This window comes from Archangium lansingense (assembly GCF_026626635.1).
Taxonomy (GTDB): Bacteria; Myxococcota; Myxococcia; order Myxococcales; family Myxococcaceae; genus Archangium; species Archangium lansingense.
Window position 1 is genome coordinate 2,373,757 of the sequence record NZ_JAPNKA010000001.1, and the last position, 22,977, is coordinate 2,396,733.

Here is a 22,977-nt window from a genome sequence, read left to right on the forward strand (position 1 = left end):
CTACGCCAAGGGCCATGTAGTGGCCTTGAAGCGTGGCCTCGAAGTTCAGCCTTTTTTGTGCGCCCGGTGTTCGGATGGTGAGTGGTTCTGCTCGGGGGCGCCGGACGATGGATTCCCTATGAAGCGAACCCGCCGCAATTCCGGTTTCTCCCTCGTCGAGATGGCGACTGTCGTGGGCATCGTCGCCATCCTCGCCGCGCTCGCCTACGCCGCGCTGGAGGTGTTGCCGCAGCGCACCCGGCTGACGGGTGGTGCGCTCGAGTTCGCCGCGGTCATCTCGAGTGCCCGCTCACACGCGTATGGCCGCAACCAGCGCGTGGCGGTGCTGCTCAACGCGGACGTGGAGTCGGCGGGCAAGCCCATCCGTTACTGGGTGCTGGTGGACAAGTGGTCCAACCTGGCCGCGGCGATGAAGGCCAAGCCCAACTGGAGCGCCCTGGAGGATCTGCTGCCCGGGACTCCCGCGCCTCCGGGGTCGGAGTTCCCGCTGTTCGACTCGGGCAACTTCAATCCCTCGGTGCGGGTGGTGCCCCAGGGGTTCGCCCACGCGGTGGGCCGGGTGGCGCACAAGGGGTGCACCGCGGCGATGGGGGACCGGATCGGCCTGGCGCAGGGACAGCCCAAGGTGCGCTCCGACATCTTCCCGCCGCCCTTCTGCTTTGTCCCCAGCGAGAAGGGGTGCACCTTCTGCAAGGAAGACGGCATCAGCGCGGCGTTCCGCGGCGCCATCTTCTTCGAGCCGGATGGTGGGGTGTGGTTCGCGGATTCCGAGGGCAAGCCGGCCGACGTCGATGGCGACACCATCCCGGAGGGCGCCGCCTCGATCACTTTCCTCCCGGTGGGCGGCGGTGGTCTGCAGAGCGCGCAGGCCATCGTCATCACCAACACCGGTCTCGTGCGGACCTTCTCGGCTGCGAGGTGATTGTCATGCTGCGACGCGCTCCCTTCCGCCCACGCAACGGCTTCACAACGATCGAATCGCTCATTGCCGCGGTGGTGTTCCTGGTGGGGCTCGCCGGTTTGCTCGGCGCGCTCGTCCAGGCACGCGGCGCCACCGGTCAGGCTCGCCGGCTCATGCAGGCCACCGACGTCGCCAACGACCTGGCCGAGCAGATCCAACTCTGGAACTTCAATGATCCGCGGCTCGCGCAAAACGCCTCCTTGTGCGCGGATGATCCGCTGGACAAGGCGGATGCAATGCTCAAGCCGGGCTCCGCCGAGCACAACGCCTACGTGGCCTGCATGCACGGCGAGGTGATGCTCCGGCTGGGAGGCGCCTCGTTTGGTGGCCTGCAGCGGGCCGCCTTCAAGGATGAGGACAAGGTCGATACTCGGAACGAGACCGTCTACCAGCGCTACTACATCGTGCGCGTGCAGGACGTGCGTGAAGGAGTGCGGCGCATGCAGGTCTGGGTGAAGGTGCTCTATACGGATGCGGGGGAGCCGCGCGTCGTGACGACCCAGACGATGCGCATCCAGATGGGAGGCGTGTGATGCGGCGCCAGCGTGGCTTTACCCTCATCGAGCTGATGGTGGGCTCGGCCGTGACCTTCCTCACGGTGCTCGCGGTCTCCGCGGCCTTCCTCGGCTACACCCAGTCCTTCTACACGCAGGCGGGCATCCGCGGCGGGCAGGCCTCGCTGCGGCAGACGCACCTGATGGCGGTTCGCAACCTGCGCATGGCCGGTTACGGCATGGAGCCGCCGCTGGCCTTCGACTTCCCGGATAACTGGTCGCGTGAATCTCCCGGCGCCATCAACAGGTCGGATCGGCTCGTCTTCCGGATGCGCAACCCGTCGTTCAACACCTTTGCCTCGACCTTGACGTCCACGAGCATCACCCTGAGCAAGGCCCTGCCCGAGTTGCTGCGCAAGGGGCAGATCATCCAGGTGGTGTGCCCGGGTGCGCTCGCTTGGAGCTACGCGCAGTTGAGCTCGGATGCGGCCAAGGGCGACATGTCGCTGCAGCTGGAGCCGCCCAACGGCAGGTTCCCCCGGCTCAACGACTTCTCCGGGACCTGCTTCGGTGTCGGCGCCGGTGGGCTGGGCGTGAACGTCTTCAAGATCGACGTCTACGACTACTCCATCCAGCTCGTCGACGAGGACGCCAATCCCGCCACGCCGGATCGGCCCTACTTGTTCCGTCGTCACGGACTGGCCGAGGTGAATCCGCTGACCGCGTATGGCGAGCCAGTGGCCGAAGACATCGAGGCGCTGCGCGTTTCCTTCTTGAGGGGTGATGGCTCTTTCTTCATCCCCACCAAGTACGATGACCCGGCCCATCCGGCGCCCGGTTATGACACGCTCCTGGACGATCCCAAGCGCAGCAACGACAACCCGGCCAACATCCGCGCCGTGGTGATTGGCCTGGTGGCGCGCAGCACCACCCGCGACGCGGGAGTCAGCAACCAGTCGATGAACCAGATTCCCTCGTTCGGCAGCAAGCTGATGCTCTCGGGCGGCAAGCTCACCCCGGTGGCTGAGGACCCCATCCCCAAGCCGCTGGACTACGGCTTCCGCCGCATCGTTTCCGAGATGTCGGTGCACGTGCGTAACATGCGCTCCTCGGAAATGCCCGTGCCGGTCTATACGCTGGACGCGACGACTCCGGGCGCCTGCAAGGGTACCCTTCCGAAGGATGACTTCAATTGCGCTGGAGGCTAGGAGGATTTGCCATGAAGAAACGCCTCGGCAGACGTGGTTCCGTGCTGTTGCTGGTGGTGGTGTTGCTGGCGGTCATCAGCCTGCTGGCTGCCGCTGCCGTCTCCTTCTCTCACAGTGAGCTGGGCGCGGCGCGCAACGAGCGCAGCGGCGACGAGCTGCTCGCGTGCGCTGACGCGGGCCGTCAGTACATGCTCTCGCGCTTCAGCTTCCTGGATGGCGCGCCGGTGGATCTCTCCGCCGTCAACGTGGACCTCAACGCCGCCGGCGCTACGGACTGCCCCCCCGCCGGCGACGTCCCCCCTGACTCCAGGTGTGCGCGTAGCGGCCACATCGGGCAGATGTCAGTGGCGGGTGTCACCGCCGTCGAGTCCACTGCGGGCGGCAACCGGCGGGCGCTGCGGGATTTGAGCAATACGGTTGGAAAGAGCACCTTGGGTGGTGTTCCGCATAAGATTACGGTCCACTGTGTGGATGAAAACGGTCGTGGGACTGAAGTGGAATTTGTGGTCCGATTCGGTCTCTAGGAGCCATTGATGATGCGCATCGACTTCGACACCATGCGACGCACCCTGCGGAAGCCGTTGGTCCGCGGGGTCGGCGCTGTTGCGGGGGTGGTGGTTGCGGGGGCCGTGGGACTGGTGGCCCAGGAGAGCCGTTCGGGTGCGGTTCCCACGCCGGCCAAGGCGGCTTGTTGCTCGAGCGCCCTGGCGATTGGCGACTCGATGATGACCCCCTCGGTCGGGGCGGATAAGGACTTCTTCGAAGTTCCCTCCAGCCCTCCGAGCGCCATCTTCCTGCTCGGCAACAACGAGTCCATGTTGGACTTCCCCGAGTTCCTGCCCGAGGTCTCCACGCCCGGCCATAAGCCCCCCGGTGCCAGCCCCGGGAACGGTCAGCGCGGCCAGGACAGCGAGTTCGGGCACTTCATCAACACGGGCTGTGATGACCCGGCGTTGGTCGCCGCGATGAGCTGGTTCAAGAAGGGCGACCCGGATCCCGCCAAGAGCGGCTCCGTCGTCTACGACAGCGACTCCGACTTCGGCACGACCCCGTACTTCGAGCAGAACAAGTACTACCATGCACGCGGTCGGCGGCTGGCCTGGGAGACGGAGGACTTCCCGTGGGCGGTCAGCGCGGCCACCTCGTCCCTGAGCTCGCAGTCGGATGCTCAGAGTGCCTGCTACCAGCTCACCAACTGGAAGACGAGTGATGGCTGGTGGGGCTCGGAAGTGATGACGGAGTGCGAGCAGTGTCTGGCCACCAAGGGTTGGTGGCGTGGACCGCTCATCACCGCGAACACGGGTAGTTCCTTCAACGACGACGACTTCCCTCCCAACCGGAAGTTGAACATCACCGGGCAGGAGCCGCCCCCGCCCGAGGCGTACCGCAAGTGGATTATCAGTGGCGGTATGCTCAACCTGCGTCCGCCCAAGTTCGTGGTGGCGCGCAAGGTGCTCAAGGATGTCATCAACATGGCGCCCAACGTGCGCATGGGCGTGGCCACCTTCGGCAAGGACCACGGTTGGTTCGATCCGCCCGAGATGATGGCCACGCTGCGTCCCAGCTGTGACCTGTCCTTCCCCAGCATCAACGAGGCGTCGCTGAATCGTCCCGTGCTGAGGAAGGCCGTCAACGACATCCAGTTCCGCAACTACGAGCGCTCCATCGGTGAGGCCCTGTTCGGCCTGGGTGGCTACTTCTCCTCTCAGCGCAAGGACAACAAGTGGGAGAGCTGGTTCAAGCAGCCCCTCAATCCGGGCTACTTCGGCTGGCCGGGGTGCTGCAATGGCGGTACCTACAACAACGCGGACACGGGTCAGGAAGGCCTCTTCTACGCCGTGACGGCTGACGAGTGGGTCAAGACGCCCAAGACGGTGGCTGGTGTCTACCTGCCGGGTCAGCCCTTCGAGGGGTGGGATCCGCAGGATCGCAGCGTGTGCTTCGGCTGCCAGGTCAACTCGGTCATCGTGCTCACGGACGGCGCGCCCAAGTACGACAACTCGGTGCCCATCACGAAGATGATGGAGCTGCTGACGGCCCGCGGCGTCAAGCACGCGGACGGCACGCCGCTGCGCTTCGATGCGGCGAACCCCGAGACCAACCTGGACGTGGGCGGTATCAACTATTGCGACAAGTTCGAGAAGTCGCCGGGCGTCTTCTACACGAAGGCGGACTGCGACTACGGCATGTCGGACCACAACTGGCCGACCGGTCTGGGCGTGGGCAACAAGAACTTCATGGATGACGTGGCCTTCTTCCTGGCCAACTCGGACCTGCGCGACGACATGCCGGGCACGCAGTCCATGCGCACGTACACCATCGGTTACGGCGACAACAGCGCCATGCTCCAGAGCATCGCGCTGGCTGGCAAGGGCAAGTTCTACCGCGCCAACAACGCCACCGAGCTGCGTGACTCCATCATCGACGCGCTCGGCGACCTGAAGCAGCTGTCCACCTCGTTCGCCACCGCCAACATCTCCGGCGTGCAGACGGCCGGTATGCAGTCCTCGGTGTACGTCCCCCGCTTCATCCCGCGCCGGGGCCGTCCGTACGAGGGTCATCTCTACCGCTTCTTCTATTACAGCGAGTTCGGCCAGGGCTGTGATGCCGTCAAGGCGGCGAGCACGGCGAAGGATACGCGCGACCTCAACCAGGACGGTGACTGCGAGGACTCCTTCTTCGTGGAGAAGTACGCGGGCTTCTCGGGGGGCGTGGTGAATCCCACCCTCTTCACCGCCGACAACATCGTTCAGGAGAACACGGAGGGCATCTGGGTCAAGGCCAACTCGGCCAGCCGCCTGGCTGACGGCAAGCTGGAGGGCGGCACGCCGGCTACTCCCTTCTGGAACGCGGGGGAGACGATCGGCAATCGCAAGGCCGCCCTGAAGTGCGATCCCAACAGTCCGCTCAAGGCGGATGGTGGCCGCTGCATCCTCACCCTCATCGACAGGAACGACGACGGCAAGTTCGACCAGTACGACAACCCGCCCATCGAGTTCCACGAGGACAACCTCAGCCAGCTCAAGAGCTACCTGCTGGCGGGCGGTGACACCATCTGCGTCACGCTCTTCGCCAAGCAGAAGAAGGGCACGTGGACGGGCACGGCCGCGCAGCAGGACGACTGCGCCACGCAGCTCATCCGCTTCGTGCGCGGTCTGGACGTCTTCGACTACGACGGCGACTCCGTCATCAACGAGGAGCGGCCGTGCGCGGACAACAAGAAGCCGGATGATACGGCGTCCTGCAAGCTCGCGGACATCTTCCACTCCACTCCGGTGACGGTGGAGCCGCCCGCCGAGCCCTTCCTCTGCACCCTCGGCCTGACCGGCCAGTGCGTGTCCACCCTCTACGAGGACTTCTCCAACTCGGTGACCTCCGAGCCCCGGTGCGCCTCGGGCGGCGGCGGCAAGCCCTGCTACGCCCCCACGCCGATGGATCCGCCCCGCGGCTCCGGCAAGCGCTACGGTGCCTATGACGCGTACCGGGAGGAGGCCAAGTATGGCAAGCGCGACCGCATCGCGCTGGTGGGCTCCAACGGCGGCATGATTCACGCCATCCACGTGGGCAAGTATGACTCCACCCCTCCCAGCCCCGCGGCCAAGAAGGGGTTTGCCGATCCCTACGACGTGGGTACGGGCCAGGAAATCTGGGCCTTCATCCCGCCGGATCTGCTGCCCAAGCTGGGGATGATGGTGAACGGCCACGAGTACTTCGTGGACGGCACGCCCATGGTGCGTGACATCTGGGCGGACGGCGCTCTGACGGGCACCGCCGCGGATCCCAAGCGCAACGGCATCAAGGAGAAGGATGAGTTCCGCTCCATCGCCGTCATCACCGAGCGCGGTGGTGGCCAGCGCTACGTCGCGCTGGACGTGACGGACCCGTACATGATGCTCGCGGGGCTCAAGGACTCGTCCACCAGCGAAAAGCCGTTCCGCTGGATGTTCCCCAACGCGTGCGACCCGGAGTCGGCTCGCATGGGTCAGTCCTGGTCCAGCTTCGCGCCCAAGCCGCCTCCCATGGGGCCGGTGCGCCTCGAGTCGGTTGCGGCCAGCGACGCCACGCGTGGCTGGCAGGAGCGCTGGGTCACCGTGCTCAACGGTGGTTTCAGCCCGGACCTGTCGCGCGGCCGCGGCGTCTACATGGTGGATTCGTGGTCGGGTGAGATGCTGTGGTCCGCGGAGGCCCATCCCACCAGTGCGTCGGCCACCGCGTACGAGCAGGTGCTCAACCAGATGATGCCCGTGGCGGCTTCGCCAGCCCTGGTGGACATTGGCAAGGCGGAGAACATCCAGCTCGACCTGGACGGCTTCTTCGACACCCTGGTCGTTGGCGACATGGGCGGCCAGGTGTGGACGTTCCGCTTCAAGGAGCCGGGCAAGCTGGATGGCAGCGGCAAGGTGACCAACTGGTTTGGCGCACGCTCGCTGGAGATGGCACGTGAGGAGGGCGCTACCGCTGGGCCGGTGAACCTGAACCAGAAGGCGCCCTTCTACCACGTCGCCTCCAACGTCCTGCAGCCGGAGACGGGCTGGTTGCGCAGCTTCGTGGGCACCGGCGACCGGCAGCACATGCGCACCACGCCAGGCACCGACTGCGGTCCGGACGATCTGCTGGCGTGCATCCGGCTCCAGTGCGACGTGGAGGCCAATTTCGTCGCGGACGTCAACGGCCAGAAGCGCACCAGCATCATCGAGTACAAGGGAGGCCAGCTGAAGAAGAACGAGGAGGTCCTGTCCGGCAGCCTGGACGCGGCGTGCACCGGCTCGCGCATGGAGCTGACCGCGCTCCGCATCGCCTGCCCCAATGCGGCGCTCGGCTCCAACACCTACCCGGCTCCCTGGACCGGCACCGCGCGGACGTTCAAGACGGAGTCCTGGTGCAAGGTCTCGGGCGGCACGTGGTCGTGCGACCGCGTCAACCTCAACACGAGCGAGCATCCCGACCTGAAGCTGAGCGACGCCGACAAGGCGCTGGTGGCCAACAACAGCTACTTCGGCTTCCACTCGTATGGTGGAGTGAAGCGCAAGTTCACCGACAAGGACGGGGCGGTCGCCTTCGACGGGCTGAGAGTGACGGACAAGGACGGCGTCTCGTGCGGTACGGGCGTCGCCTGCTCGCTGGTGGACGTGACCATTCCGGACAGCGCCTACGATTTCCTGCCCCCGGATTCGTCCGGATTCAGGCAGCGCTACGTGCCGACGGCCAAGATGGCCGGCCTCAAGCGCGGGCAGGCGGAGGGGCCGGGCTGGTTCGTTCACTACAACAACAGCCTGTCGGAGCGGACGGCCGCTGGCTCGACGGTGCTCGCGGGTGTCGTCTTCTGGCCCTCGTTCGCTCCGGCCTCGGGTGTGGGGGCTGCGGCGTGCTCACTGTCGGGCACGGGTGACATGTCCTACTCGTGGCAGGCGGATGTCATCACCGGCCTGCCAGACATGGCCTCGGGCTTCAAGGTGGGGCTCGGCTACATCGACAGCAAGGGTCGCGGCACGAACGCGCCTCCGGGCGAGGGCTCGCCGATCATCTCGCTGTCGGCCACGGGAGGCATCCGCTACGAGGTGGCGGTGACGAGCCCGGGTGACGCGCCCATGACGGAGAAGCTGCGTGACCAGACGAACGTCACTCCGGACATCTACTGGATGGAGGTGCCGCGCAACCTGCACGAGTGCCGCCACGAGAACGCCGAGGCTTGCGCCCAGGAGTAAGGCGGGCTTCCCGGTGAGCCGGGCCTCCACCGAGGCCCGGTGAGCTCCATCCCCTCTCCCCCATGCGCGGGAGAGGGGATTTTGTTTTGCGGGGCAGAGGGGCCCGGCTCAGGGGCCGACGTGGACGAGCGCGCTGCGCTCGAAGTCGATGAGCTGGCGGGCCACCGCGCGCACTTCCTCAGCCGTCACCGCTGCCACCCGGTCCGCGTAGTGGAGGAAGTTCTCCTGGCCCAGGCCGTAGCACGCGTCGAGCGCGAGCAGCGCGGCGCGCGAGCCGTTGCGCTGCAGGCCAATCTCATGGGTGCCGATGAGGTGCTGCTTGGCGCGGGAGAGCTCGGCCTCGGGGATGGGCTCGTCGCGCACGCGGGCGAGCTGCTCGCGAATACCGGCGAGTGCTGCGTCCACCTTCTCGGGGCTGGTGCCCATGTAGACGGCGAAGTAGCCCGGGTCCACGCCTTCGATGGAGAAGCTGCTGACGCTGTAGGCCATGGAGCGCTTGTCGCGCAGCTCCACGAAGAGGCGTCCGCCCTGGCCACTGAGCAGGGTGGAGAGCACCTCCAGCGCATGCCGTCGCGGGTCATTTACCCGCACCCCCTGGAAGCCCAGCACCAGGTGGGACTGCGCTCGTGCCAGCTCCTTCTTGTTGGAGCGCGGAGCCTCGGGCGGTGGCTCGGGCTGCACCTTGGGTGGAGGCGCCGCGCGGCCGCGGGAGGCCCCAAAGGCTTCGTGCGCCAGGGCGAGCACCTCGTCCGTCTTCACGTCGCCCACCACGCTGAGGGTGAGCTGCGACGGGTCCATGTATGCCGCGTGGTAGGCACGCAAGGCGTTCGGTCCTAGCTTCTCCACCGAGGAGGGCTCGCCCAGGGTGGACAGCCGGTAGGGGTGCGTGCGGAAGAGGGTGCGGCCGAAGAGGTCGAACGCCACGCCGCTGGGCTTGTCCTCGCGGGTGAGGATGTCCTGCAGCAGCAGGGCGCGCTCGCGGGCCACCTCGGCCTCGGGGAAGCTGGGGTTGAGGAGGCAATCGGCGAAGAGCCGGAAGGCGGCCTGGAAGTGGCGCGAGAGGAACTCGCCGCGCAGGCCCACCGAGTTGCGCCCGCCCTGGCCCGTGAGCGAGCCGGCGAAGCTGTCGATGAGGTGGGAGATCTCCTCCGCGTCGTGCGAGGGCGTGCCGCGGGTGAGGCAGCGGCCGAGCAGCGTGGTAAGGCCGTTGTTCTCCGTCGTCTCGTAGCGCAGACCGCCAGGGAAGGCGGCGCGCAGGGCGAAGAGGGGCACGGCCCGCTCCTCACGCACGAGAATGCGAGCCCCGGACGGCAGCCGCTCCTCCACCACCTTGCCGGGAGAGGCGGGGGCGGTGCGGCCCACCTGCAGCGCGGGCCCGGCGGGCGCGGCCTTGGGGGCGCGGCGCTCGGGCGGAGCGGTAGGCGCCTCGCGGGTCACCCGGTCGAGAATCTCCTCGGCCTGCTCCGCGCTGAAGGGGGTGCTCGGGGGCAGCAGCCCGGTGACGATGGCGTGGTCGAAGCGCAGGTAGCGCTCGGCCACCTCGCGGATGCTCTCGGGGGTGAGCTTGGCAATGGCCTCGTAGTAGCGCGCCTCCGCCTCCAGGTCCCCCATGGAGGACTGGTAGTGGCCCATCTTGCGCGCCAGTCCCTGCACCGTCTCCCGCTGGTAGACGGCCTCGGCCTCGATGAGGGCCTTCACCGTGGCCAGCTCGTCCGCGGGGACGAGGCCCGTGCGCAGCGCGCTCAGCACCCGCACCGTCTCCTCGAGTGCCTGGGGCAGCGTCGCGGGCGGCAGGGTGAGGCTGGCGGAGAAGAGGCCCGGGTCCCTCGGGGTATAGGCGTACGCGTGGATGTCGTTGACGAGGCTGCGCTTGCGCTTGACCTCCAGCACCAGTCGCGAGGCCTCGCCCTGGCCGGCGAGCATGGCCAGCGCGTCCAGCGCGGGCACGTCCGGGTGGTCTGCCTGGGGGATGGGGAAGGCGAGGTTGAAGTACACCTCCTTCACCTCGTCCGGGCGCAGCAGCACGCGGCGGCGGGCGGCCACGGGCTCGCGCGTGCGGGACACTCCTCCCTCGTAGGGCCGGCCCCAGTCACCCCCGAAGATTTCTTCCACCCACCGGCGCAGCTCCGCCTCGGTGAAGTCTCCCGCGGCCGACAGCACCAGGTTCTTCGGCGTGTAGTGCCGACGGTAGAACTCGAGCACCTTGTCCCGGCTGAAGCTGCGCACGCTCTCCGCCGTGCCGATGACGGGGAAGCGGTAGGGGTGCTCCTGGTAGGCCGTGGAGAAGAGATCTCTCGAGGCGCGCCGGGCCGGGGTGTCCTGGCTGCGTTTGATCTCCTCGCACACCACCTCGATCTCCCGCGACAGCTCGTCCGTGTCGAAGGAGGAGGCGCGGATGGCGTCGCCGAGGATGTCCAGGCCCATGCGGGCGAACTGGCTGGCGATGACGATGTGGTAGACCGTCTGGTCGAAGGACGTCCAGGCGTTGATCTCCCCGCCATGGGCCTCCACGTCGCGGGCGATCTCCCCGGGACCGCGGCGGCCCGTGCCCTTGAAGAGCATGTGCTCGTGCAGGTGCGCGAGGCCGGCCTGGTCGGAGCGCTCATCGGCGCTGCCGGCCTTGACCCACACCTGGAAGGCGGCCACCCGGGCGGCGTGCTGCTCCTCGAAGACGACGGTGAGTCCGTTGGAAAGTGTGTAGCGCTGAGCCATGGAACGTCCGAACCTGACACCGGCTGTGTGGGTAGGCAAGGCGAGCCGGAGGCCTTTCCGCCCAGTCCCTAACGCCCGGAAGTCCTGGCCGCGACCCTGTGTGAGCCTGGAGACCAGACGGGAGGGCGGGGTGCGCGCGGAGTGTGGAGTGCTGTGGAGAAGAGACAGTCCGGGGGTTAACCTCGGCGCGCATGGGGTCGTCGTCAGAGGAGATGGATCCGTTCGCGGACCTGAGGGAGAGCCTGGGGGAGGAAGCGGCGTCCGTGGGGGCCGCAGCCTCTGCGCCCGCACGTCCTGCGGCTCCGGGTGTGCCTCCACCATTGCCTCCTCGTCGGGGAGCGCCCGCCGCGCCGGCCGCCTTCCGGCCCGCCATGTCGCTGCCCTCCGTGCAGTCCTCGGTCAAGGCTCCCGAGCCCCCGCCCATGCCCGCTCGTCCGGTGGGAACGGCGGACCCCTTCTCCGAGCCGCCCGAGCCGCGCCCGCCCATGGGCGGTGCCCCGGAGGAGAAGCTCGAGCACTTCCGCTCGGTGCTGAAGCAGAAGACGGAGACGCTGGCCCGCGCGCGGACGCTGTACGCCGAGCGTGAGTCCGAGCTCCAGGCGCTGCGCGTGTCCGAGGCCACGCTGCGTGGACAGGTGGCGGAGGCGCGCGAGCAGCTCGCCGCGCTGAAGGACGCACCCGCGAAGCTGGAGCAGGCCTCCGCGGCGCTGTCTCGCGAGGCGGCACGTACGGCGGTGGCCGAGGCGCGGGTGGCGCAGCTCGAGGGCGAGCTGCACTCGGTGGAGGAGGAGCGAAAGGATCTCTCGCGCGCGTTGGCTGAGGTGGAGGCGGAGCTGTCGCGCCTCACCGGGGAGCTGAAGCACGAGCGGGATTCGCGGGCAGCCATCGCCGAGGAGCTCATCGGGGCGAAGGAGGCCCTGTCGCTGGCGCAGGATCGGGTGGGGGAGCTGGCGGCGGAGCGCGCCGAGATGCAGGGGGCGCTGGAGGCCGTGCGCGAGCAGTACCAGGCCAACCTGGGCGAGCTGGAGAGTACCGGTGAGCAGCACCAGGCGCTGCTGCGGGAGCAGGAGCTCGTCGAGGCGGAGCGGGCGGGGCTGTCGGCGCGGGTGGCTCAATTGGAGGAGGCGCTCGCGGAGTCCGAGGGCACGGGCAGCTCGCTGGAGGAGACACGGGCGGAGCTCGCGGCGCTGCGCGAGTCGCTGGCCCTGAGTGAGTCCGAGACGGTGGGGTTGCGCGACCGGATGGAGGCGGACGCGGCGGCGCTGACCGATGCGGCGGAGCAGGCGGAGGGGCAGGTGGCGGCGCTGCAGGCCGAGCTGCACTCAGTGGAAGAGGACCGCAAGGATTTGTCCCGAGCGCTGGCGGATGTGGAGGCGGAGCTGGGGCGCGTGCAGGCGCGAGCGCAACAGGACTCGGAGCGCGCGGCGGCGTCCGAGGCGCGGGTGGCGGAGCTGGAGGGCGAGCTGACGGCGGTGGACGCGGACCGGCAGGACCTCTCGCGCTCACTGGCGGACGTGGAGGCGGAGCTGGGGCGCGTGCGGGAGCAGGTGGACCAGCAGCAGGATGCTCGCGCGGCGGAGGAGGAGCTGGGGGTGGAGGAGCTGGATGACGAGAGCCGGGCCCGCGAGGCCGAGGAGGAGGCGGAGCGGCTGCGGCAGCGGGTGAAGATGCTGGAGGGCGCGCTGGAGGCCTCGCGCAGCAAGGGCGGCCAGGCGGCGGAAGAGGTGCTTGCCGAGCGCGACCAACTCAAGGAGGACGTGGCGGCGATGAAGCGCAAGCTGATGGCAGCGGAGACGGCACTGGAGTCGGCAGCCAGCTACAAGATGAAGGTGGCGAAGCTGGAGGCGCAGCTCGCGCAACTCCGGGGAGCGAAGTAGGGCGCTATGGACTTCGCGGGACCCATCGACCCTCTCACGGGGACCGCAGCGGCGCGCTTCGGGCTGTACGTGCATTTTCCGTACTGCCTCTCGAAGTGCCCCTACTGTGACTTCGCCGTGGCCGTGGTGCGCCAGGTGCCCGAGGAGCGCTATGCGCGTGCGGTGCTGGCGGAGCTGGATGCACGGCTGGCGGCGGAGCCCTCGCTGCGCGGGCGGACGCTGGAGTCCATCTTCCTCGGTGGAGGGACCCCCTCTATCTGGCACCCGCGCTGGGTGGCGCTCGTGCTGGAGGGGGTGGCGGCGCGGCTGAAGGTGGCACCAGGGGCGGAGATCTCCTTGGAGGCCAACCCGAGCGTGGCGGACGCCGAGCGCTTCGCGGGCTACCGGGCCGCGGGCGTCAACCGGCTCTCGCTGGGCGTGCAGTCCTTCGAGGATCCTCTGCTGAAGGCGCTGGGGCGCGAGCACACTGGCCCGGAGGCGGTGGCGGCGTACGAGACGGCGCGGCGGGCGGGCTTCGACGTGGTGTCCATGGACTTCATCTACGGGGTGCACGGGCAGACGCGGGCACAGGCCGAGTCGGATGCGCGCAGAGCCGCGGCGCTCGGGCCCGAGCACCTGTCCACCTACGCGCTGACGGTGGAGCGCGAGTCGCTGGCGGTGGCCACGCCCCTATCCCGGCAACTCGACAAGGGCGAGCTGGCATTGCCTCCGGACGAGGAGGTGGTGGAGATGACGAAGGCCATCCGCGACGCCTACGGCGAGCACGGGCTGGTGCGCTATGAGATCTCCAACCACGCCCGGCCCGGGTACGGCTCGCGGCACAACGCGCTCTACTGGACGGGGGGCGAGTACCTCGCGCTGGGCGTGGGGGCCACGGGGATGCTGCTCACGTCCGCGCCGGGCGAGCAGCCCGCGGGCTACCGCTACGTGGACCTGCGCGGCTCGGACGCGTACATGCGGGCCGCGGAGGAGGGAAAGCTGCCGGAGTCCAGCCGCGAGGAGTTGAGCGCCCTGGAGCTCTTCGAGGAGCGTCTGGCCATGGGGCTGCGGCTGCGCTCCGGCGTGGACTGGGAGACGGTGTGTACGCGCTACGGGCAGGACCCGGAGCCGCGCCGGAAGGAGATCGCCCGGCTGGTGCAGCACGGCCTGGCGAGGCTCGAGGGCCCGAGGCTCGTGCTCACCGAGGCGGGCGCGGATGTGCACAGCGCCATCAGCGCGCGGCTCCTGTAGTCCCCGGTATCTTCATCGAGTTCCACCGAATGGCCGACTGGAGATACCTGGATGGACAACCTCTTCGCGCTCCCCCATCCCTTGCCGGAGCAGGAGACCTTCGAGCCGCTCCTGCCGGACCGGGGCATCCTCATCGAGCGCATCATCTCCACGGGACAGGCCTCTCCTCCCGGCCACTGGTACGACCAGGAGCGGGACGAGTGGGTGGTGCTCCTTCAGGGACGGGCGAAGCTCGTCTGGGAGGACGGGCGCACCCGCGAGCTCACTCCGGGCGACCACGTCTTCCTCCCCGCACACGAGCGGCACCGAGTGGAGTGGACTTCGCGCGAGCCTCCCTGCATCTGGCTCGCGGTGCACGGCGACCTGCGCGGCGTCAGGGGCTGACCTTGCCAGCGGGGGCCGCCTCGGGCGCCACCAACTCCACGCGCTCGCTGACATAGAGGGCGGTGACTCGGCCGCCGCGAAGCTCCAGCGCCGAGAGTTTGCGGCCGTAGCCAGTGCTCAGGCCGGTGTCGATGAACACCGCCTTCCCGCCGAACCGCGCCCGGATCTTCCCGTCACGGTCGGTGGTGTGCCCCATCACCATTCGCTTCGCGCCAAAGCGTTGCAGCACCGTCTCGAGGGCCTTCGCCGCGACTTCCTCCTCGCCCAGTGCGTAGCCTCGGAACCACAACGGCCCCTGCGGATTCTTGGCCCCTCCAGGTGGGTTGCCAGGGAACAGGTCCTGCCGCACCCAGCGGTTGAGCTCGGGCAGGGTCTTCGATGGCACCTCCGGGGCGACTCCGCCGTGCACGAAGAGCGTGTCATTGATGCGCACCACCGCGGGATGCGTGCGCAGCCACCGGCCATAGCGTCCCTGTGGCCCATATGCCGCGCGGTGCCCGTTGCTCCCAGGTGGCGTGCCAGCCGCATCCTTCTCTGGGCTCTGGTCCGCGAACGAGGCCATCTCGCCCGGGGCCACGTAGCGCAGGTCCCCGAGCATGTTCATCACCTCGTGGTTGCCCAGCAGCGTGTGCACCCGGCCTCCTGCCTTGAGTGCCTCACCCTGTAGCCGCATCAGCAGCTCGAAGGCCTCCCGCGTGCGCTCCCCGCGGTCGGGGATGTCTCCCGTCTGCACCAGGTGGGCCTTGCCACCGCTCCACCGGCCCTTCTCGTCGATGAGCTTCGCCAGCCGCAGTACGTCCTTCAGTGCGTCCACGTCCCCGTGCACGTCCCCCACGGCCACCACGCGCTCTACGCCAGAGAAGGTGTCGGGCACTGCATCCTCCAGGCGCGGCGTGGCGGGAGCGGCTGACGGAGGCGCCGCTGCCAGCAACAAGGGGACGAGCAGGGGAAGGGCGAGCGGGCGGAGCGTGGAGACCATGGTGCGCTTCTCGGGGAAAAGTCCCTCACCCTAACCCCCTCCTCGCGGGGAGGGGACTTGAAACGAAAACGGCGCGAGCAGGTTGTTCGCCTGCTCGCGCCGCCTATGTCCGGCCGGGGCCGGGTGCTTCGTTACTTCGGCTGCTCGGCGTCCTCGCCAGCGACCTTCAGGATGTTGAACTCGACGCGGCGGTTGTTCTCACGGCCCGCCGCCGTCTTGTTCGTGTCCACGGGCTTCGTCTGCCCGTAGCCCACCGACTCCAGGCGCTCCGCGGCAATGCCCTCCTTGATGAGGAAGGTGCGCACGTTGGCCGCGCGACGCTCCGACAGGTTCTGGTTGGCCGCCGGCTTGCCCTGGTTGTCCGTGTGACCCTCCACGCGCAGCAGCTCGATCTGCGGGTTGGCGCGCAGCACCGAGCCCACCTGCTTCAGCAGATCGAACGACTTGGGCAGGATGACGTCCTTGTTGGTGGCGAAGTAGACCTTGTCCAGGATGACGATGCGCTTGGCCTCCAGGCGCACCTTGGACTTGCCCTCGTCGGGGCAGCCGTCCTCGTCCTTCACGCCGTTGATGACCTCGGGCTGCATCGGGCACTGGTCCTCCCAGTCCGGCACGCCGTCCTTGTCGTTGTCCGGATCCGGGCAGCCGTCCTCGTCCTGGAAGCCGTCCTTGTCCTCGGGCTGGGTCGGGCACTTGTCCTGATCGTCCATCAGGCCGTCATTGTCCGAGTCCACGGGCGCCTTGTCCGGGCAGCCGTCCTCGTCCTGGAAGCCGTTGACCGTCTCGGGCTGGTCGCGGCACTGGTCCTTCTCGTCCACGATGCCGTCCCCGTCATTGTCCGGATCCGCGCAGCCGTCCTCGTCCTGGAAGCCGTCGAGGTCCTCGGGGCCCTGGGCGCACTGGTCCTTGTCGTCCGTCACCCCATCCTTGTCCGTGTCCACGGGCGCGGGAGGCGTGGCCGGCTGGGCCGGGGTGCGCTCGCCGGGCTGCGTCCAGTCAACGCCGGCGAAGAGGCGGAAGCCCGGGGTGCCGTAGCCGCGGGTGATGCCCGGGCCACCGCCCACGTGGGCCGCCAGCCCGGGGCTGAAGCGGTACTGCACCGCCGCGAGGAGCTCCAGCGGACGCCCCTCCATGTCCGGATCGTTGAACCCGAAGGCGCCCGCCAGGTTGGCGCGCAGCGCGAGCTTCTCGGTCAGGGGCACCTGGGCACCTACCGCGTACATCAGCTCGGTGCCCGTGCGCAGGTTGCGCACCTGCTGCTCGGGCTGGAGGTTGGCGCCGACGTTGGCCACCACCCGCAGTCCCTCGCCATTGCCCCACTCGCCCACCAGCTGCGGCCGAGCGCTCACGCCCGAGCCGCCGCGGAAGCCCGTGCCGCCCGCGCTGGGCAGCAGGACGGGCACGGCCACAGCCAGGTCGAACCCGCCCGCGTTCAGCAGGTGGGCCTTGGGCACCAGCCGCAGGTCACCCAGGCCCGCGCCGCTCACGCCGTTCTGGAAGGCCGGCATGACGGGGGCGCCGCTCTCGGAGGACTGGTACGTGATGGGCAGGGCCACACCCAGCTCGAACCGGTTCCACAGCGAGATGGAGCCCATCAGGTCCACCGTCACCTGGTTGGCGACGATGGAGTAGATGAAGTCGTCCTGACGCGGGTCGAGGAAGCCCAGCGGGTTGCTCGCGTAGTTGAGCGAGGCCGCCAGGTGCCAGCCCAGGTGTCCGTCCACCTTGGCGCCGTGGACGCCGAGGATGTCGGTGGCGCCCGGGCCGGGCTTGTAGCGCTGCACGTCGATGGACTGGGACAGCGGGGACGGCGTGGGAGCCTGGGCGTCCGCCGCCGGAGCGGACAGCACACCCAGGAGACCCAGCAGACCACCGGCCATCGTGCCGCCACGGCGCGCACCGCGCCGCAGCAGGGGCATGGCGAGCAGCACCATCGCCGCCAGCCACACCAGCGGAGAGCCGCTACCCGAGGTGCTGCAGCCACGGCCGGCGATGATGAAGTCGTCCGTGTCGTCCAGCGGGTTGCGGTTGTTCTTCACCTCGTCACCGTCGGAGACGCCACCCTTGTCGGTGTCGGCGTCGAGCGGGTCGGTCTCGCCCGAGTCCCAGTTGCCATCGTGGTCCTTGTCCTCGGAGCCATCGGTGAGGCCGTCCTCGTCGGTGTCCGCCTTCTTCGGGTCGGTCTCGCTCGAGTCGCGGCGGCCATTGTGGTCCTTGTCCTCGATGCCGTCGGACAGGCCGTCCTCGTCGGTGTCGGCCTTCTTCGGATCCGTGGTGGTGGTCGGGTCCGCATCCGGCACGAAGTTGGGCGAGTTGGTGTTGGTGCCCGTGGGAGCGTTGTCCCGCGTCACACCCAGCTCGGTGCCGTCCTTGATGCCGTCGTTGTCGCTGTCCGGGTCGAGCGCGTCGATGATGCCGTCCCCATCCGTGTCGGTGATGCCGTCCGTGCCGTCGATGACGCCGTCATCGTCGGTGTCCGCGTCGTTCGGATCGAGGCCGAGCTCCACCTCGCGCACATCGGGGATACCGTCACCGTCCGTGTCCTTGTCGTCCGCGGGGTCGAGCGGGTCGGTCTCGCCCGGATCCACGACGCCGTCGTGGTCCTTGTCCTCCTGGCCATCGGGTATGCCGCCACCATCGGTGTCGGGATTGAGCGGATCCGTCTCGCCCGGGTCCACGACGCCGTCATGGTCCTTGTCCTCGATGCCATCCGGCAGGCCGTCGCTGTCCGTGTCGGGATTGCGCGGGTCGGTCTCGCCCGGATCCACGACGCCGTCGTGGTCCTTGTCCTCGACACCATCCGGGATGCCGTCGCCGTCCGTGTCGGGGTGGTTCGGGTTGGTGCCGGTGGACGTCTCGACGTCGTCGGGGATGCCGTCGCCGTCCGTGTCGGTGCCGGTGGGAACGTCGTCCGCGGGGTTGAGGGGGTTCCTCTCGCCCGTGTCGACGCGGCCGTTGTGGTTCGCGTCCTCGGTTCCGTCGGACACGCTGCCGTTGTCGGTGTCCGCGTCGAGCGGGTCCGTGTGGGTCAGGGGGTCCGCATCCGGGATGAAGACGCCCAGGTCGGTGCCCAGGCCCTCGGGAGAGGAGAGGCCCTTCTCGGTGCCGTCCTGGAGGCCGTCATCGTCCGTGTCGGCATCGCGCGGGTTGGTCTCGCCCGCGTCCACGACACCGTCGTGGTCCGCGTCCTCGGTACCGTCCTGGATGCCGTCGTCGTCGGAGTCGGCATCGTTCGGATCCGTGCCGGTGGCGTTCTCGATGAGGTCGGTGATGCCGTCACCATCGGTGTCGAGCGCCGCCTGCGCGTCGTCCGCGGGGTCGAGTGGATCCGTCTCGGCCGTGTCGAGGCGGCCGTTGTGGTTGACGTCCTCCTTCCCATCGGGCACGCCGCCGTTGTCGGTGTCCGCGTCGAGCGGGTCCGTCGTCTTGGTGGGGTCCGCGTCCGGCCGGAAGATGGCGGTGTTGGTGTCCGAGCCCTGGGGCGCGGTCAGGCCCAGCTCGGTGCCGTCCTGGATGCCGTCACCATCCGTGTCCCGGTTGCGCGGGTCGGTCTCGCCCGGGTCCACGTAGCCGTCGAGGTTGGTGTCTTCGTTGCCATCCGTGATGCCGTCGTCGTCCGTGTCGTCATCGTTCGGATCCGTGCCGGTGGCCGTCTCGATGCTGTCGGCGATGCCGTCATTGTCGCTGTCGACGCCGATGAACCAGGTGTAGGTGGCCGGGGTGGGGTCCACGACGCCGCCCCACGTCCTGGCGCGCACGGCGAAGGTGTGACGGCCGTCGGGCAGCGCCGTGTAGTTCTTCGGATCCGTGCACGACACGAACGTCCGGCCGTCGAGGCTGCAGTCGTAGCCGAAGACGGAGGCGCCGAAGGCGTCGAAGCTGAAATTGGCCGTGGTGCTCAGCGTCTGGAGCGGCGGCTGGGCGGTGATGCGCGTATCGGGCGGCTTCGCGTCGATGGTGAACGGGACGTCGGTCGCGGAGCTGGTGTTGCCGGCCGCGTCCTTCGCCGTGGCGCTCACGGTGTGCGGACCGTCCGCGAGCGGAGTCGGAGCCGGGAACGTCCAGTTGCCCGAGCTGTCCGCCACCACCCGGCCGATCACCACGCCATCCACGCTCACGATGACCGTGACGTTGGGCTCGGCGGTACCGGTGAACACGGGCCGCTGGATGGTGAGGACCTGGTTGGGGGTGGGCGAGGTGATGACGGGCGGGTTGGGCGCCGTCGTGTCCACCGTGAAGGTGGTGGTCACCGGCTGGCTCGGCTTGCCTCCGCTGTCCGTGGCAATCGCGGTGACGGTATGGGTCGCATCGGGCAGCGGCGTGGTGCCTGTGCAGGACCAGGTGCCGTTGGCCGCGGTGGTGGCGGTGCACTGTACCGCGCCGCCCGGGCCCGTCACGGTGACCGTGGTGCCCGGCATGGCCGTACCGGTGTACGTGGGCGTGTTGTCGTTGGTGATGGAGCCGTTGGCCGGAGCGGTGATGGTGGGCCTCGGGACGTCGGCGACCTCAATGCGCGTGGGGCCGCTGCCAGCCGGGCTGTGCGAGGGCGTCGTCACCGGATCAATGCCCAGCAGGCCGCCCGCGGTGATGAAGGCCTGGTTCTCCACCAGGCCCAAGGTGGTGGGCTTGACCTTCATCTGGAAGGAGATGCTGGTGCTCTCGCCCACATCGCCCGTGGCCACGATGCCCCGGATGATGCCGCCCTGGGTGGGCGTGGCGCCCGTGCCCAGGTAGACGGTGAGGGAGTGGGTGGCGGCGTCGTAGAAGCCGACGTCATCGCCCTGGGCGTCGGTGAGCGGACCGACAGGAGTTGTGGTGTCACTGGCCGCCACCGTGACCAGCCGCAGGGAGTTGGCGACGTACTCGAGCTGGGAGGGCAGCGGGTCCGTGAGGACCGTGTCCCGCGAGTGGTCATCGCCCACGTTACGGGTGACGATGGTGTACTCGAGGATGTCGCCCGCCCGGACCGTTCCGTCGGTGCGGGAGGTGTTGCGGACCGACTTGATGGTGTTGGTGAAGTCCGGGGCCTGGGTGGTGATGGAGGTGATGAAGCCGCCCAGCCAGAACTTGTCGCCGCTGGTGTTGACCTTCACCGTGGCGGACTTGGTGCCCGAGGCCACCGTGACGTCCACCACGTCCAGGTCCATACCGGACATGCTGCCGGCGGTGCCGGTGAGCTGGGGCCGGTCATACCGGTGGCTCACCGGGAGGGTGTCGAGCACGTTGTCCGGGCCGGCGGGCACTCCGGCCAGCGGCGTGTCCGTGCGCACCCCGGTGTTCTTGGTGGTCCACGAGCGCGTGCTGTTGAAGAAGTTGTTGGCCGGGTTGAGGTCGTTGCTGAGCAGCTGACCGTTGAACTCGAACGTGTCGTTGATGTCCGGCGCCGGGTCATCACCCTCGAAGGCGATGACGCCCAGCTTGGCGTCCTGGGCATAGGTCGGCACGTGGAAGCCGTTCAGGGTGATGGTGGTGCCGGGAGTGCCCGCGACCACCCGCATGCTGTCGAAGAGCTTCAGGTGCCGCTTGATCGTGGTCTGCTCCTCGTAGAAGACCACCATCCACCACGCGTCGAAGAGGTACTCGCCCGACGTGGCCTCGAAGGGAATGGCCTGCACATCACTGACCTGGTAGACGCCCGGGCCATAGGCCTTGACGAGGTCCGTGATGTCCGCCGTGGACTGGTACTGGTACTCCGCGTTCGCCTCGGTCTGGAAGGCGTAGTCGTCGGCGGTGAGGAACTTCTCGAAGCCGGCCACGCCCGAGCGCGACAGGGTGGCGGTGAGGTCCGGAGCGGCGACCTTGTCACCCGCGGCGTTGTTGAAGCGGGTGGCTGCCCAGTACAGGCGCGCGTACACCACTCTGGCGCCGGTGGGCAGGGTGAGCACCGCCTGGCTGCGGGCGTGCAGGGGGTTGATGGTGGTCGGCGAGCCGCTGGGCGGGGTGAAGGGGCGGGTGGCGGCCCCGGTGTTCTCGAGCGTCCAGTCGTTCAGCGTCCAGAAGAAGTCCGGGGACGTGTCCTTCTGGTAGCACGCGGTCTCTCCGGGCACCGTCGTCTCGACGGGCGGCATCCGGCCGGTGAGCGGTGGCGGCGTCGTGGAGCGGCAGTCCTGTCCGAGCGTGTTACCGATGAGCGCGAAGTTGCCGTACAGGTCGCCCGTGTAGCGCAGCTTGGGGTCCGCGTTGTTGGTGGGCGTCTGGGCCCGGGCGCTGCCGGCCGTCAGCAGCACCGCGAGTGCGAGCATCAGCGCCGATGCGCACTTCAGTGGCGCAAGGCTCCGGCTCGCGGCCGGGGATGGCGGTAGGTGATTTCTCATAGAGGCCACGGGGGTGACGAATGGGTGGTGGATGACCAGGGCGCCCCCTGTGCAAAGTCGGAGCCATCGGTCGTCCAGGTGTTCAGCTTATGTCAGTTCAATTCCCGGCCGCGAATTTCGGGCCCCGCCTGCCCGGTCTCTCCCGGGCCGATGGTTGGGATTCCAGGGAACTCGCGTAACCGTTTCTCGCGCGAAGGGATGGGCGGGGCGGTGTGGCGGAACGCCCCTGTGGCGAAACGCTACGCCACACTCGGGGTGCAGCATGCGGCACCGTGCTCCCACCTGATATGAGCGGCGCCCATGAGTGCGAGCTGGCTCCTTTGGATCATCCTTTCCTCGCTGACGGGCAGCCCGGTGATGGCGGCGTTGGTGGTGTTGGCAGTGGTGTTGGTGGCGGACCGCTACACGGTGGGCATCCTTCCCAGCCCATTCAGGGCGGTGGGGCGGTGGCAGCGCGCCTCGAAGCTGCAGCGGCTGCTGCAGGCCAATCCCCATGACCGGCGGGCGCGCTACGAGCTGGCGGACCTGTGGGTGCAGCGCAAGCGGTACGCGGCGGCGGTGGAGGTGCTCAAGCCCAACCTGGAGGCGGGGGACGACGATGTGGGGACGCTGTTCCTGCTCGGGGTGGCCTACCTGGGGGCGGGGGACGCGGCCCGGGGCGAGCTGCTGCTGGACGAGGCCGCGAAGTTGGAGCCGGGCTACCAGATGGGGGCGGTGGACCTGGAGCGCGGGCGCTTCCGGCTGGCGCGCGGGGACGTGAAGGGGGCCATCGAGGCGCTGGAGCGCCTGCGTGGGACTCGGCAGGGGACGGTGGAGGGGCGGGTGCTGCTGGCTCGGGCGTTGGACGGGAGCGGCCGGGACGCGGACGCGGCGCTGATGCGCGAGGAGGCCTGGAAGGAGTACGTGGTCGCCCCCGGCTTCCAGCGTCGGCGCGAGCGGCTCTGGGCCTGGCGTGCCCGCCCCAGCCGGCCGCTGGCCTATGGGGCCATGCTGGTGGTGGGCCTGGCGCTCGGCATCTCCCTCCTCAGCCGGGTGACCGCTCCCGAGCCCTCGCCGGACGGCTACGGCTACTACGGTGACGACCCGGGCATGGCCGCCGACAGCGAGTGATGG

Annotated in this window: 12 protein-coding genes; 9 read left to right on the top strand and 3 right to left on the bottom strand. The window is 68.8% G+C overall.

What is annotated here, in order from left to right; all coding sequences use genetic code 11:
• Window positions 1-118: 118 nt before the first annotated feature.
• Genes OV287_RS09485 through OV287_RS09505 form a run of 5 tightly spaced genes read left to right on the top strand, consistent with a single transcriptional unit; the run spans window position 119 to window position 8,368 of the window.
• On the top strand, window positions 119-922 hold the full coding sequence (locus OV287_RS09485; protein WP_267533678.1) for a pilus assembly FimT family protein: 804 nt from the start codon (window positions 119-121) through the stop codon (window positions 920-922).
• A 5-nt stretch (window positions 923-927) separates the two neighbouring features.
• Window positions 928-1,494: a type IV pilus modification PilV family protein gene (locus tag OV287_RS09490; RefSeq protein ID WP_267533679.1), complete on the top strand. Its 567-nt coding sequence runs from the start codon at window positions 928-930 to the stop codon at window positions 1,492-1,494.
• Window positions 1,494-2,663 (top strand): prepilin-type N-terminal cleavage/methylation domain-containing protein, encoded by a 1,170-nt coding sequence (locus tag OV287_RS09495; RefSeq protein WP_267533680.1) that lies wholly within the window; start codon window positions 1,494-1,496, stop codon window positions 2,661-2,663. Before OV287_RS09490 ends, OV287_RS09495 begins: the two co-directional genes overlap by 1 nt.
• Window positions 2,664-2,674: 11 nt before the next feature.
• Entirely contained in the window at window positions 2,675-3,187 is a 513-nt protein-coding gene (locus OV287_RS09500; RefSeq protein ID WP_267533681.1) for a hypothetical protein, read from the top strand.
• A gap of 9 nt (window positions 3,188-3,196) precedes the next feature.
• Window positions 3,197-8,368, top strand: a complete 5,172-nt coding sequence (locus tag OV287_RS09505) for a pilus assembly protein (RefSeq protein WP_267533682.1) — start codon at window positions 3,197-3,199, stop codon at window positions 8,366-8,368.
• 108 nt (window positions 8,369-8,476) lie between these two features.
• On the opposite strand, the gene OV287_RS09510 is transcribed toward OV287_RS09505, so the two are convergent.
• Complete coding sequence (locus OV287_RS09510; protein ID WP_267533683.1) at window positions 8,477-11,080, bottom strand: M16 family metallopeptidase; 2,604 nt, start codon at window positions 11,078-11,080, stop codon at window positions 8,477-8,479.
• Between the two features lie 320 nt (window positions 11,081-11,400).
• Between OV287_RS09510 and OV287_RS09515 the strand changes: the two genes are divergently transcribed.
• From OV287_RS09515 to OV287_RS09525, 3 genes are read left to right on the top strand one after another with little or no spacing between them, the layout of a single operon-like run.
• Window positions 11,401-12,957, top strand: coding sequence for a coiled-coil domain-containing protein (locus tag OV287_RS09515; protein WP_267533684.1), 1,557 nt, complete (start codon window positions 11,401-11,403; stop codon window positions 12,955-12,957).
• A 6-nt stretch (window positions 12,958-12,963) separates the two neighbouring features.
• Window positions 12,964-14,187 (top strand): radical SAM family heme chaperone HemW, encoded by a 1,224-nt coding sequence (hemW, locus tag OV287_RS09520; protein ID WP_267533685.1) that lies wholly within the window; start codon window positions 12,964-12,966, stop codon window positions 14,185-14,187.
• A 51-nt stretch (window positions 14,188-14,238) separates the two neighbouring features.
• Window positions 14,239-14,571: a cupin domain-containing protein gene (locus OV287_RS09525; RefSeq protein ID WP_267533686.1), complete on the top strand. Its 333-nt coding sequence runs from the start codon at window positions 14,239-14,241 to the stop codon at window positions 14,569-14,571.
• Here the strand turns inward: OV287_RS09525 and OV287_RS09530 are convergent.
• Together OV287_RS09530 and OV287_RS09535 are read right to left on the bottom strand one after the other, a co-directional pair.
• On the bottom strand, window positions 14,561-15,550 hold the full coding sequence (locus OV287_RS09530) for a metallophosphoesterase (RefSeq protein ID WP_267533687.1): 990 nt from the start codon (window positions 15,548-15,550) through the stop codon (window positions 14,561-14,563). The two genes, OV287_RS09525 and OV287_RS09530, sit on opposite strands and share 11 nt — an antisense overlap.
• A 131-nt stretch (window positions 15,551-15,681) precedes the next feature.
• Entirely contained in the window at window positions 15,682-21,792 is a 6,111-nt protein-coding gene (locus OV287_RS09535) for an Ig-like domain-containing protein (RefSeq protein ID WP_267533688.1), read from the bottom strand.
• A 372-nt stretch (window positions 21,793-22,164) separates the two neighbouring features.
• Here OV287_RS09535 and OV287_RS09540 point away from each other — a divergent pair, with 372 nt between their 5' ends.
• Complete coding sequence (locus tag OV287_RS09540; RefSeq protein ID WP_267533689.1) at window positions 22,165-22,974, top strand: tetratricopeptide repeat protein; 810 nt, start codon at window positions 22,165-22,167, stop codon at window positions 22,972-22,974.
• The last annotated feature ends 3 nt before the right edge of the window (window positions 22,975-22,977 follow it).